Below are 14,836 nucleotides of genomic sequence, written 5' to 3' on the forward strand. Positions count from 1 at the left end.
TGGAAAACATGAGTGTCAGCAGTCAACAACAACCGGTTTGGTATGCCGACTTGGGTGACGGAACTTACCGTAATCCGATCATTTACGCCGATTATTCGGACCCCGATGTCATTCGTGTAGGGGAAGACTTCTACATGACGGCATCCAGCTTTAACAGCACGCCAGGACTTCCTATCCTTCACTCGAAGGATTTAGTGAACTGGACGCTTATTGGACATGCAATCCAAGAGCTTCCACAAGAGTTTGATGGTGTACGTCATGGAGACGGAGTTTGGGCTCCAAGCATTCGCTATCACGATGGGAAGTTCTGGATTTATTTCGGCGCGCCGGACGAAGGGATTTTTATGACAACGGCGACCAATCCTGCGGGTCCATGGACTCCTCTGCATCTGGTGAAGGAAGTCAAGGGCTATATAGATACATGCCCGTTCTGGGATGAGGACGGTCAAGCTTATCTGGTGCATGCTTTTGCCAAAAGCCGCTGTGGCATCAAAAGCAAGCTGCAGGTGTGTCGGATGAATCCAGATGGCACAGCACTTTTGGATGAAGGAACTTTGATCTTTGATGGTACGGAGAATCATCCAACTCTTGAAGGCCCGAAATTTTATAAGCGTAATGGATATTATTATATCTTCGCTCCAGCGGGCGGCGTATCGGTAGGATGGCAGACCATTTTGCGGTCTAAACATATTTTTGGACCTTACGAGGATAAAATTGTTCTTCATCAAGGAGATTCCATTGTTAATGGTCCTCATCAGGGTGGGTATGTGGAGCTGGAGTCAGGAGAATCCTGGTTCATTCATTTCCAAGACCGCGAGGCGTACGGACGGATTGCTCATCTACAGCCAATGACATGGGAGAATGACTGGCCGGTCATGGGCATCGATACGAACGGAGACGGGATCGGCGAGCCGGTGCTTGTTCATAAGAAACCGAATGTTGGACATGAGTATCCGTCAGCAGTACCAGAAACTAGTGACGAGTTCGAAGAGTCTGTATTGGGACTCCAATGGCAGTGGCAGGCGAATAACCGTACGGAATGGTACTCTCTTGAAGATCGGCCGGGGCATCTTCGACTTCATGCGCAGCCGCTTAGGGAAGGAACGAACACCTTCTATGATGTGCCAAGCATTCTATGTCAGAAGCTGCCTGCGCCAGAATTTACGGCAACAGCCAAGCTGGAATTCACGCCTGGTACGGCACATGAACGAGCTGGTTTGACGGTATTTGGCCACGATTACCGTTATGTGGCCTTGGAATCCTTGGAAGAAGGGCTGCAGCTCGTATTCGTCAAAGGAAGAGGCAACAAGGAAGGTTCTTCTGAAGAAACGGCTGAGACAATCGCGATACCTGCTTCCACGAAGACGGTATATTTCAGAGTCAAGGTCGTACTGGAGGCGCAGTGCACCTTCGAATACAGCTTGGATGGAACAATCTATACAGCGATCGGAGAACCATTCGAAGCTGTTCCTGGTCATTGGGTTGGCGCTAAGCTAGGATTGTTCTGCTTAAAACAAGATGCTTCGTCCAGCTCCAAAGGTTTTGCGGATTTCGATTGGTTCCGAATCGAATAGACGGGATACATCAACGGGATCGGTATCCATACCGGTCCCGTATCCATCTTTACTTTTCGCTTCGGGATTTACCGTCCGGCTCGATTTGAATCATTTTTTTGTACGTAAGCGGTGCCATGCCCGTTACTTGCTTGAACGTTCGATTAAAGTGCGTAATGCTGGAATATCCGACCATCTCAGCGATGTCGATCATTTTACCATGTTCTTCCTTCAATATTCTTTGTGCTTCACGGATGCGAAGTGTATTGATGTATTCCGGGAAGTGGAACCCCGTTGAGCGTTTGAACAAGCGGCTGAAATAGTATGGGCTTATAAAAAACTGGGAAGATACGGTTTCTAGAGTAAGCGGTTTCCTATAATGCTCATTGCAGTAACGGATGATCTCCGTCATTTTGCCATCCATCGGCTTTGGCGTGATTTGCTCGGATTCCATGCAGATTCGGGACGTATAGAGCAGCAATTGAACGAGCAGCGCCTCGAAGAATTCCGCCCGGCCCGGCAGCTTAGTGTCCATATATTCTTTCTTCATTTGAAAAAGCAGGTTCTCGATAAAGCTCTGCTGTTGGTTATTGAAAGGGATCACCTTGCTGCTTGAGCGAAAAGGGGACAGCAGCAAGCTCAGCTGTTCCGGTTGAAACCGGCTTAAAAATCGGTCTGTAAAGTAAATGACCGCCCGATCATGTCCTACTCCGCCTTCAAGTGTTTTATGAATATCATTCTTATTTACGAAAACTACGGACCCTTTGGTTACGTGATATATATGATTTTCTAAATAGTAGTAGCGTTCTCCGCCGAACAAATAATAAATTTCATAAAAGTCATGGTAATGGTACATATCCATTGCCGGATTCTCGGCTTGCTTGGCAAAATGGATTTCAAAATCCGTATTCAATGCGGGTTCCCCCCTCTTCGCCTAGCATAGCAAGACAAGGTCGGGAGTGCAAGGGTAGGTATAACAGCCGGATTACCAAGCTGATAATGATGAACTCTGCTTTATGCTCGAACTAACGGTTGCAACGCAAGGGAAGGGGGATAAGAAGATGTCCAAATTTTTAGTTCGGCTGCTTAGCTTCAGTCTCCTGCTTGGGGCGCTGCCAACCGTATTTATAGGTCTTGTTTCTTATTATTTGTTATCACAGGATATGGAGAAAAAGGTCAATGAGGGCAATATGCAGCTGCTGCTGCAAACTCAAATGCGGGTCGAGCAAACGTTGAAATCATTAGAGATGTCGGCAACCCAGCTGGCTAATTCTTGGTTAGTGCAAACGGCTATGAACGGTTCTCTTACAGGTGAAGATTTCATTCAGGTGCGGGAGCTTACGGCAGAACTAACTAATTTGCAGTCCACCTCCGTTATAAAGCAGGCATATCTTGTCAATCTGGAAAAGAATTGGGTCGTGAACCTCGGGGTCATGAAGAAGCTGAGCGAGTATGGGAATAAAAGCGAATTCCTCAATTACGCAGCCCACCCTGCAAGCATGTTTTGGAGTACACAAAAGTGGGCTCACCCTTCAAGCGAGTCCTCGGATGAAGATGCTCCCGTCAATCGGTCCAAGACAGGGCAGGATCCGACATTGGATACGGTCAGTCTGGTAGAGAAAATTCCGCTGCTGCCAAGAACGAGCACGCCAAGAGGTTTGATCATTATTCAGGTAGCAGCTGCAGACCTACAGTCCATATTGATGCCGAACAGCAGTGCAGGGAGCACGGATAATTATATTCTGGACTCTTCAGGGCAAGCTTTTGTGTCCTCACCGGATCAAAAAGCAGCTTATGAAGAAATTAATCGCAACGTCCTGGGGCAGGTTCGCGGTACATCGCCGAAGCAAGGTTTTCTGAATGCAACGCTAAATGGAAAGGAAGTCGCAGTGCTGTACCGTGCTTCCGGCTATAACGGATGGACTTACGTCTCTGTCGTTTCCATTGCTGAAATTACGAAGGATACGAAAAAAATTGCTGTGCTTACCGTTGCTGCTTGCGCTTTTATCTTCATCATTGTATTGATCATCGGATATTTCGGAAGCCGACGCATGTATTCGCCGATTCGCGGCTTGCTGGAGCTAACGCAAAAGATCGAGTTGGAGTACGCGTATGAAGGCGCTAAAAGAGATGAGCTGGAATACATCAAGGGAAGCATTGAAACGTTGGCAGTGTCCCGCAGTCGCTTGGAAGAGCAGATGCAGGGACAATCGGGGCATTTGAAGGAATTTTTTGTTCTGAAGCTGTTTACGGGTCAAATCTCTGACGGTGATTTTTTGTACCGTTCCAGGCTTTACGGTTTTCCAACCGAATGGAAGCGTCTTGGGGTGCTTACACTGCAGATCGATAATCTGCAGGATACGCGATACCAGGAGCAGGATCGCGAGCTGCTTTTATTCGCTATCAATAACATAGTTGGAGAGCTTCTGCCTGCCGGGAGACGGTTCAGCCCGATACTGCTCGGCACCTCTCAAGTCACTTTGCTGGCGGCAGCAACCGATGATCCAGAACAATTGAAGACGTATATGTATCAGGCTGCTGAATTGATCAAAATCAAAGTGGAGCAGTATTTGCAGCTTCAAGTCAGCGTTGGGATTAGTAGGGCCTTCAGCCAGTTATCCGAGACGGTTAAGGCTTATGGCGAAAGCATAGCTGCATTGAAGTGCAGGATCAGCTTGGGGCCAGATATTATCGCCCATTATGAGGATATTGAGCACAACGAAGAGGTAGAGTCGGCTGTATACTCTCATCTGAAGTTGATGGAGGATCAGCTCATTCAAGCGCTTAAGGAGATCAAGCTGGAAAAGGCTGTTGATATTTTTAACCAGTATTTATCCTCTGTTTTGAATAATGAGGGCTACATGAGTGAGCATCATATATTGCTCGTTCAGCTCATGTCACGAATATTGCATATTGTTCAAGACCAAGGAGTGTCTGTGAGGAGAATATTGGATGGTGAAAGTGCTGTAGAGCGTCTCTTAAAGCTGCAAACCCGGGAGGAAATTGCTCTATGGTTTCAATCCCGATTGTTTGCTCCCATTATCACATTGCTTTCCGAGAAGGCAGATAGCCAGTATGTAAATATTGCCGACCGTATCGTCAAAATGATCCATGATCTGTACGACGGAGAAATTACGCTGGAGTCGTGCGCTGCTGCGTTACATTTTCATCCGGTTTATTTAAGTCGTGTATTCAAAAAAGAAATGGGGGTGTCGTTCAGCGATTACTTGTCCGAATACCGGATGAATATGGCGAGGGTCATGCTGGAGACAACGACGATGAAAATTTCGGAGATCGGCGAAAAGCTTCAGTATAAGAACATTAGTGCTTTTATACGCACCTTCCGTAAAACATTCGGGACGACCCCAGGACAATACAGAGAGCTGCTTGATAAGTAGAAGGTGTGGTGTCTCGCAACCAGAAGCTATAACTGCCGAATGGCCTGCACTTGAGTTAACTCTTTACCACGCAAGTTTGTTAAGGGCTATAGTAGAGTTATGTGCAGACTATTGTCGAATCACATTGTTGTATTAGCTTATCCCAGCGATTGTGCGTAAAAAGAGTTAAATGCAAGCTATAGCCATACATAGACTCGCGTTGGATAATACGTGAATATCAGACTTTTGGCCGGCGCATCACTTTTAATGAATTGGGTAGGTCACAATAGAGACAGAGTAAAATGGAGGGCTCGCAGATGGGGAATAAGCGGTGGATACTAACATGGGGCTCTTTATTTCTGTTGCTATCCTTACTGCTGGGTTGCTCTGGCGAGAAATCATCGGATGGAATGAAAGATGCAATGGCAAATGATACCGGCCCACCGTATCCGCTAACCCTGGTTGTGAATCAGGTAGGAGAAATTCCACCTAAAGATAACGCTATGAAGAAAGCAATTCAAGCTTATACGAATACCGATTTGCAAATTCAATGGATTCCAACCTCCAGCTATGACGAGAAAGTGAATGTAATGATCGCTTCCAATGAGCTGCCTAAGCTGATTAAGCTGAACTATACGGCTACAATTACTGGGGTATTGAAATCAGATTTATTCTGGGAGATCGGACCTTATTTAAACGATTATAAAAACTTGTCTGCGCAAAATCAGCAGTTCTACGATAACATTGCCGTAAACGGCAAAATATATGGGGTTCCGCTATTCCGTGAGCTGGGTCGCGCTGCCATTCATTACCGTAAGGATTGGTTCGAGGCTGCAGGTGTGAAGCTGCCCAAAAGCCTTGATGATTGGTATAACGTGATCAAAATAATGACCAAGGTCGATCCGGACAAAAACGGTAAAGAGGATACGTATGGATTCATGCTGGACAAACGATATAATCAAGATGCCTCCTCGACCTTGACCCGTCTCTCGGTTACCCAAGGCGGACCGAATAAATGGAAGGTGGAGAATGGCAGCTTTATTCCGGAATTTATGACTGAGCCCTTCTTTGATACGATGAAGCTGTTCCGTAAGCTGTATGATGAGAAACTGATTAACCAGGACTTCGCAGTAGTTGACGCAGCCGAAATTGACAAAGCTTTCGAATCGGGCCATACAGCTATCCGCATTTCCGGGGGGAATGCGCAAACTATGCAGGACAAACTGGTGAAGAGCGTACCTTCCCCAGTGGTAGAGGTGGCCGCCTTAGAAGGCCCCAATGGCAGAAGACTGCCTGGTGAAAGCGGCAACGCCGGCTTTCTTGCCATTCCGAAGGATACAGTAACATCGGTCGATGAGATGAAAAAGGTGCTTGCATTCATGGATAAACTGCTTGATCCCCAGATGGCGACATTACTTGTCAAAGGAATTGAAGGCAGGCACTGGGAGGACAAGGGGGAGTTTACGGCGCCATTGGATCCCGAAGCAGATGCCAAAGAAGTAAAGCCTTACCGGGACACGCTGCCTCAGCGTAACGAAAGCTATAACATTACGAAGCCTATGAAGCAGACGGATCTGTTCCGCAAAAACAATCAAATAACCAAAGAAAACGAGAAATACATCGTTGCAAACCCGGCGTTGACACTGGATTCAGCGACCTTCTCCGAAAGAGGCAGGCTGCTCGAGCAAATGATTAATGACGCGGAAACCAACTTCATTATGGGAAAAATCGATGAGCTGGCATGGAAAGAAGAAATCGAAAAATGGAAAAAAGCTGGCGGTAACAAAATGGCTCAAGAGTACAAGGAGGCTTACGAGAAAAGCCTAAAAAGGTAAGTGTTAATACGCATCTCCTTACAAACAACCGATCTAAGACATCCAGGTCTCGCATTGCGGGAAGGATGTTTTTTTATTTAAGCGGCGAGCATCCGCTCAACCGTGTGGGCGCTAAAGCGGTGCTCTCATTTAGTTAACGGATGGTTAAATCGAGCGTATCGCAAGTTATATATAAGCTATAGCCGTGGATACCGAATAATATTCTGGCTGTATCACGATGAAGTTGTCTTGGAGGTATAGCTATGTATGAAGGTTCGGAGCATAATCGGATCGTAATAGGTTAAATTTTATTAGAGCGTTTTCAAGTAACGCCACAATAGGGTGAGAAATCAAGGATCGGGGGGTGGAAGGGCAATAAAGAATAGTTCAAAAACGATGTTTTGTAACCGTATCCATTTTAAAGAAGTATTTGCTTACAAAGGCTGCATAGGAGGGGAAGTATTTTGAAAAAGGTTTTAAGTTATGTATTAATAGCTGCTATGATGCTATCATTTGTGCCCGTTCAAGTATTTGCAGACACACCCGAATCGCAGTTGCCCGCATTTCCGGGAGCCGAAGGGGGAGGCAAATATACGACTGGCGGACGCGGTCAAGAAGTATATATCGTGAATACGTTGGCCGACTATAAAAAAGGTGAAGTCGTCATTCCCGGCTCCTTACGGGACGCAGTGAGTCAAAGCAACCGTACCATCGTATTCCGTGTCGGTGGCACCATTCATTTGAAGGAATCCCTCAAAATATTGGGCTCCAATCTTACTATTGCTGGACAAACCGCCCCCGGGGACGGTATCACGGTAAGTGATTACACGACGAGCATCGAAGCGGACAACGTCATCATACGCTATATGCGTTTTCGTTTAGGCGACCGTTTTGCAAGTGAGGATGATTCGTTCGGAGTACGCTATCACAAGGACATCATTATTGATCATTGTTCGTTTAGCTGGTCCGTCGATGAAGTAGTAAGTCTGTATGAGAATACAAATACAACGGTGCAATGGTCTATTTCGGAAGAAAGCATGCTGATGACGAGCCATCATAAAGGACGTCACGGGTATGGGGGTATATGGGGAGGAAATAACGCTACGTTCCATCATAACCTGATCGCCCATAGCGTAAGCCGCAATCCACGGTTTCCTACCATAAAGCAGCTTCTTGATATAACGGATGCAACTAACAATGTTATTTATAACTGGGGCTTTGCTTCCTCTTACGGAGGTGGAGAGGGCTTCTACAATCTCGACCATAACTATTATAAATACGGTCCGAATACTTATCGCAACGTGCGTAATATTTTGTTCACCGAGGTCATTCCTGAAAGCAAAATGTTCATCAACGGCAACTATATGGATGGCGACCCGGATGTTACCGCCGATAACTGGAAAGGGGTTTTAAGCGTAATTGATCCATTATCTTCTAAGCAATCCACCAGAGCCGATGTTGCCGGCTACGTTCCGGAATCAGCTCAAGATGCTTATGTTAGTGTACTGGCCAACGTGGGTGCCACGCTGCCTAAACGGGATGCTATTGATGCAAGGGTTATTAACGACGTCAAGAATAGAACCGGGCAGCACATTAATTCTCCGAAAGAAGTGGGAGGCTTTGCCGAATATCCGGAGGTTGTTTCTTCGGTTGTGGACCAAGATAGTGACGGCATGGATGACGCTTGGGAGGCGGCACACGGGCTTTCCTCGACGAATCCAAATGACCGCAATGCAACAACGCTTTCTCCGGAAGGCTATACGAATCTTGAGGTTTATTTGAACGATCTGGTTGAAAAAGGCAATGCTTCTGGCAGCAATATCGATAATCCGATTGCGGTGATCACTTCTCCGGCAAACAATATCATCAAAGAAGCCGGTAGTGATGTAATGATCCATGCAACGGCAAGTGATAAGGACGGTATAGCCAAAGTTGAATTTTTCATAGACGGAGCGAAGGTAGGCGAGGCTAACAATGCCCCCTATAGCTATAATTGGACAAATGTCGAGGATGGGACACATTATGTGGTCGCTCGCGCTATCGATAATACCGGTGTCGGGACACAATCCGATAATGTGACGGTTCATGTCAATACAACCGGGTCGCTAGGTCCGTGGCAATCGAAGGATATTGGAAATGTGGGAATTAAAGGGCATACCCAACTAGGTGCTGACTCTAAAACACTTACGGTCAAATCAGCTGGAGATATCGATGGGGCGTCGGATGCTTTTCAATATGCTTATCAGAAGCAAATCGGCAATGGAGAAATTATTGCAAGAGTAGAGCAGGTGACTGGAACGGATGATAACGCGGAAGCGGGCGTGATGATTCGTGAATCGCTTGATCCTTCATCCAAAATGGCTTTCCTCTCCATTCCTTATGTAAAAATGGGTAAAAAAGGTGTCATGATCAGCCGTTCCTCTATGGGAGGAAAGACAGCCAGAATTGAACCGGAAACGTTCATTAATACGCCTTATTGGGTTAAGCTGGTTCGGCTTGGGGATAAATTCACAGGACTTATCTCGGACGATGCGGTTAACTGGCAAAAAATCGGTACCATTACTATCGATATGGCTGACGATGTGTTCTACGGCTTAGCAGCAGATGCTTCCAAGGTCGATAATGATATTGATAAATATAATACATCTCGCTTTAGCGGCGTAGAAATCCATGCTTTGGAAGCAGACTATCCGGCAGAACCGACAGGCCTTAAGGGCACGGCTGGGGATAAATCAGCTGTACTCAGCTGGGATCAGGACGCTTCAGCAGATTCCTATAATGTGAAGCGCAGTGATGTATCGGGCGGATCTTACACTACTATAGCGACCCACATTACGAATACAAGCTACTCGGATACGAAGCTAATACCAGGTAAGGCTTATTACTATGTAATCAGTGCTGTGAATAGTAAGGGAGAAAGCTTCGACTCTTCCGAGATCAGCATAGAGCCTACGGGAGAACCAGAACCGATTTATTATGTTGATGAAGATTTTGAAAATGTCACGTTGGATACGACACCGGCGAACTATGAAATAACGCCAAATCCGCAAACATCCCTAAATAAAGTGGTCGTTTCAGGAGTAACGGCAGATTCAACAGGGAATTCATCGAGCAAAGCACTGTATTTATATGACAAAAGCAATGTGAATACTCAATTTATCCGAAAGTTCACACCTCAATTCGGGACCGTGATTATTGATACGGATTTTTATTTCCCGGAAGAGTCCGGAACCTCGGTACCGCTTCAAGTGCAGAATGCAGATGGATCGAAGACGGCTTTTGCTATCGAAGTCAGGAAGCCGACCCTGCCTGCAGCTTCAGGCTCATATACTTTAACTTACAATAAAGGAAGCAGTAACTATTTTAAGCTGATGGACCCTCCGCAAAGCACTAAGACCTGGCACAACATGAAATTGGTGGCTAATGTAGCAGCGGATAAGGTAGATATATATATCGACAATGCCTTCGTGCAAACCTTTGACTTTACAACAACCAAATTCAAGGATTACGGAATAGGTCGTATATTGTCCAAAACGCCTGGTGGAGGAAACGGAAGCTTCTATTTCGATAATATGAAAGTATACGTCGAACCGGCGGCGACTCCAAAAGGACTGAAGGCGTTACCGGGCAATAGAGCTGTTGAGCTGACATGGACCGAGCCTCAAGGCGCTGACTCTTATAACATTAAGCGAAGCGAGACGAGCGGTGGTCCTTATACGGTCATTAAAGCCAATGTAACTGGAAGTTCTTATATCGATACTACAGTGACAAATGATACTACCTATTACTATATTATTACCGCTAATGGAGTTGGAGGGGAAACAGGCAATTCCAATCAAGTGCAGGTGACGCCGACAGAAACAGCGGAGAAGCCATCTGCACCCGGTGGTTTGAGAGCAGAATCAAGAAATTCACAGATTGATTTAAGCTGGAATGTGATGAACAATGTTAATTTTTACACGGTGAAAAGAGCGATCAACCCACCGGGGACATTTGAAATTGTCGCAACAAAAATTACCGGAAATTCCTATCGAGTAGGAGGGTTGACTAATAACACGTCGTCGACCTATGTTGTTTCAGCAACCAACGTAGGGGGAGAGGGAGCGAACTCGGCACCAATTACGGCTTCAGCCTATGCCCCTCTGGATACGCCACAAGTGACGGCTCAAGCATCAAGCGGTCAAGTGACGCTTCAATGGTCTTCTATCCCAGGAGCTGATCATTATGTGGTGAAACGTTCGTCGTCTCCAGATGGAACTTATACGGTTATTACTTCTAATGCAATGGGAACCAGCTATATGGACAAAAATCTTACAGATGGGACACCGCATTATTACAAAGTGTCTGCTGCTGGAGCAAATGCGACAGGAATGGATTCGTCTGTTGTTGCTGTAAAGCCAGGGGCAGCCTTTGGGCAGCCGGACGTGCCGACAGGTCTGAAGGCTGAAGCGGGAAAAGAGCAGGTTACACTGACGTGGAACGCTGTAAGCGGAGCTTCATCCTATCAAATCGTTCGCAGCACGAGTAAAACCGGACCTTATACTTCAGTAGGCAGCAATGTGACAGCACCAGCATTTACAGACCATGGCTTGACTCTAGGGATTGCATATTATTATGCGGTCGCAGCGTTGAATGATAAAGGTTCGAGCTATACGTCGGAGCCGGTTAAAGCAGTACCTACAAATGTGATTCTTGTGTCACAAAATGCAGCTGATAGGAGAGATTATGCTACCATTACCGAGGCGGTTAATGCGGTACCGGACAACAGTACAATCCCTACCATCATCCGCGTTAATAACGGGACTTATCATGAGAAGCTGTATATTACTTCTTCCAAGAAAATGATCACCATGATAGGGGAAAGTCGCGACGGAACCGTACTGGTGAACGGAGATTCAGCCAAGACTCCTGGTCCGAATGGAACGGAGCTGGGCACCAACGGCAGCTACACACTAAGAGCCGGCGGAACCGATTTTACATTGGAAAATATGACGATTGAAAACAGCGCGGGACTCACAGCGGGTCAAGCGGTTGCACTGTATGCTGAAGGGGATCGCGGCATATATCGCAATGTGAAGCTGCTCGGTTACCAAGACACGTTGTTTGCCGATAAAGGCAGACAGTATTTTACGGACAGTTATATTGCGGGCAGCGTCGATTTTATTTTTTGGCAGCTCTCCGGCTGTGTTTGAGAATTCCATTCTTCACAGCAGAGCACCTGGCTATGTGACGGCAGCCTCTTCTGCTGACGGTCAACCCGGCTATGTATTTATTAACAGCACATTGACAGCCGATCCCGGCTTAACGGCACAAGTCGAGCTTGGGAGACCATGGCGTCCGAATGCTAGCGTAACCTATATTAACAGTACAATAGGTGACCACATTAAGCCAAACGGTTGGAACAATTGGGGAAATACTGCAAATGAAGCTACGGCAAGATATGCGGAGTATTTAAGCAAAGGGCTTGGGGCCAATGCTGACAAGCGTTATACATGGTCAAAACAATTGACTGCCACAGAAGCAGAGCAGTTCACTATTCAGTCCACCCTCGCAGGTGCTGATAATTGGAATCCGAAGGATTCTGTATGGCTATGGGCAGATACGGCGGCTCCACCTAAGCCGGGACAAGGAGCAACAGGCATCACGGTAGATAAGCCATCAGTCCAGCTGGAAGCGGGAGAAGCGGTACAGATCCAAGCGACGGTACAGCCTGCAACAGTGGACCAGAAGGTAGCCTGGTCAGGCGGTAATGACAAAGCGAGTGTAAGCTCAACAGGGCTTATAAGCGGTTTGAAGCCGGGAACGACCAAAGCAACGGTAACGAGTGTAACGTACTCGACGTACAGCACGGATGTGAACGTGACGGTCGTGGATACAAAAGCGCCGGTGTGGAACGCAGGCAGCCGCTTGTCGGTTGGAAGCATCACAAGCAGCGGAGTGACATTAAGCTGGCCTGCGGCAACGGACTTTGTTGGTGTGAGCAGCTATGCGATCTATGTAAATGGTCAGTTGAATAATACTGTTCAAGGCAATATGCTAAGCCTTCCAATATCTGGGTTGAACGCCGATACGGCATATACGTTCAAGGTAACGGCAAGGGATGGGGCAGGAAATGAAAGTGCAAACGGCTTATCGACTGTGGCGACAACAGCGAAGGCCGATGTTGATCCAGGTACTAATCCACCTAAGCCCGGACAAGGAGCGACCGGCATCACGGTAGATAAATCGATCGTGCAGCTGGAAGCGGGCGACTCGGTACAGATCCAAGCGACGGTACAGCCTGCAACAGTGGACCAGAAAGTAATATGGTCAGGCGGTAATGACAAAGCGAGTGTAAGCTCAACAGGGCTTATTAGCGGCTTGAAGCCGGGAACGGCAAAAGCAACGGTAACGAGTGTAACGTACTCGACGTACAGCACGGGTGTGAACGTGACGGTCGTGGATACGAAAGCGCCGGTGTGGAGCAGCGGTACGCTAAGTGCAGGCATCGTGACCCATACGTCAATTGCTTTGAATTGGCCTGCCGCAAAAGACTATGCTGGAATAGCGCAATACAAGCTTGTATGGAACAACATTGAGGTAGTCTTAGACGGCAATACTCAGTCTTATACCGTAACAGAGCTGCTGCCTGGAGCCCCCTATACGTTCCAATTAACGGCGATGGATGCAGCAGGAAATAGCAGTCAGCCTCTATCTGCTGCTGTAAGAACCTATAGCAGCAGTAGTCGTGGTCCTTCTACCGGAGGAGCGAGCAGTGGTGACGGCACCGGTAGTGGAAGTACCTCTATGGGCGGAGATAACGGAGCAACAGGTGCTTCGTCGAACGGGCAAGTGAAGCTGCCGACTGATGCGATGCAAGTGAAGAATGAAACGAATCCAGATGGAACGGTATCCTCCAAGGTAACGGTTGACGGGGCTAAGCTTGCCGAAGCTCTTAAAGAATCAGCCAATAAAAAGACAACTGCTGTGGTATTGGATCTGAGCTCTTCGTCATCTGTGAATGTTGCACTGCCTTCTCAAGTCTTATATCAAGCTGCGGCAGCATCACCAAACGCAGTTGTTATTATCAATACCAAATCGGCTTCCTATGAGCTGCCTCTTCAAGTCATCTCCATGCTGGCAACCGCCAACTCGAAGGAGGGGACGCTGCTTGTGAGTATAAGTCAAGCGAATCAACAGGTTCAGCAGCTTGCAGCTGCTCAAGCGAAACAAGCAGGAGGGACGCTGCTTCAGCAGCCGATGGAATATCGTTTATCAATTACAGTGAATGGTGCAGCGCAGGAGGTGCTGAGCAGCGGCTTGTATATTGCCCACACGATGATTCTTTCTAAGGCTGTTGATCCTAATAAAGTAACTGGTGTAATCGTAGATCCGGTTACAGGTAGAATGAACTTTGTGCCTACTCTTTTTGTGACAGAGAACGGGGTAACAAAGGCAAAATGGATGCACCCTGGCAACGGCGTATATGCAATTATTGAATCATCTAAAGCTTTTGAAGACATGAAAGATCACTGGGCGCAAAAGGAAGTAGAATTGCTCGCTTCCAAGTGGCTTATTCAAGGAAGCTCCTTGAATGCATTTGAACCGAATCGTTCGATCACTCGTGCTGAATTTGCGTCTATTCTGGTTCGTGCACTTGGTCTCCAAGAACAGGCGGCAGGTACTGCATTTACCGATGTGAAAGCTGATACATGGTATGCAGGTGCAGTTGGTACAGCAGCGGCAGCAGGGTTAGTGCAAGGCTTTGAAACAGGTCAGTTCCAGCCTGACGCGACCATTACGAGAGAGCAAATGGCCGTTATGGTGGAAAGGGCAGCAAAATTCGCGGGAATGAGCACAACCGAATCAGCGAGTTTATCTCAAGCCTACTCAGATGCTTCATCGATCAGCGGCTGGGCACAAACCTCAGTTGGATGGGCTGTGAAAGCAGGTATTATGCAAGGCACTGATGAGCGTTCATTCGCTCCAGAAGAGCTTGCCACCCGAGCACAAGCAGCCGTAATGCTGATGAGAATGCTTCAGAAATTAAATTTTATTAACTAATACCAAACCGCGGGGTCGTAAAGCTATATTACGATCTCGCGGTTTTCTA

The 14,836-nt window shown here is 47.1% G+C and carries 6 protein-coding genes; 5 read left to right on the plus strand and 1 reads right to left on the minus strand.

The window, feature by feature from the left end; all coding sequences use genetic code 11:
- The first annotated feature begins 8 nt into the window (after window positions 1-8).
- The gene (locus QMA13_RS07600) at window positions 9-1,574 is read left to right on the plus strand and encodes a glycoside hydrolase family 43 protein (RefSeq protein ID WP_282940631.1); all 1,566 of its coding nucleotides are present in this window, start codon (window positions 9-11) and stop codon (window positions 1,572-1,574) included.
- 49 nt (window positions 1,575-1,623) lie between these two features.
- Here the strand turns inward: QMA13_RS07600 and QMA13_RS07605 are convergent, their stop codons facing one another.
- The gene (locus QMA13_RS07605; RefSeq protein ID WP_282940632.1) at window positions 1,624-2,466 is read right to left on the minus strand and encodes a helix-turn-helix transcriptional regulator; all 843 of its coding nucleotides are present in this window, start codon (window positions 2,464-2,466) and stop codon (window positions 1,624-1,626) included.
- A 148-nt stretch (window positions 2,467-2,614) separates the two neighbouring features.
- Between QMA13_RS07605 and QMA13_RS07610 the strand changes: the two genes are divergently transcribed.
- From QMA13_RS07610 to QMA13_RS07625, 4 genes are all read left to right on the plus strand, one after another.
- On the plus strand, window positions 2,615-4,951 hold the full coding sequence (locus QMA13_RS07610; RefSeq protein ID WP_282940633.1) for a helix-turn-helix domain-containing protein: 2,337 nt from the start codon (window positions 2,615-2,617) through the stop codon (window positions 4,949-4,951).
- Between the two features lie 296 nt (window positions 4,952-5,247).
- Entirely contained in the window at window positions 5,248-6,765 is a 1,518-nt protein-coding gene (locus tag QMA13_RS07615) for an extracellular solute-binding protein (RefSeq protein WP_282940634.1), read from the plus strand.
- A 443-nt stretch (window positions 6,766-7,208) separates the two neighbouring features.
- Window positions 7,209-11,936 carry a pectinesterase family protein gene (locus QMA13_RS07620; RefSeq protein ID WP_282940636.1) on the plus strand — a complete coding sequence of 1,576 codons (4,728 nt, stop codon included), beginning with the start codon at window positions 7,209-7,211 and terminating at the stop codon, window positions 11,934-11,936.
- Window positions 11,848-14,787, plus strand: a complete 2,940-nt coding sequence (locus QMA13_RS07625; RefSeq protein ID WP_282940638.1) for a pectinesterase family protein — start codon at window positions 11,848-11,850, stop codon at window positions 14,785-14,787. The genes QMA13_RS07620 and QMA13_RS07625 overlap by 89 nt, the downstream gene beginning before the upstream one ends.
- Window positions 14,788-14,836: the final 49 nt, after the last annotated feature.

Origin of the sequence: Paenibacillus sp. RC67 (assembly GCF_030020805.1) — a bacterium.
Taxonomy (GTDB): domain Bacteria; phylum Bacillota; class Bacilli; order Paenibacillales; family NBRC-103111; genus Paenibacillus_S.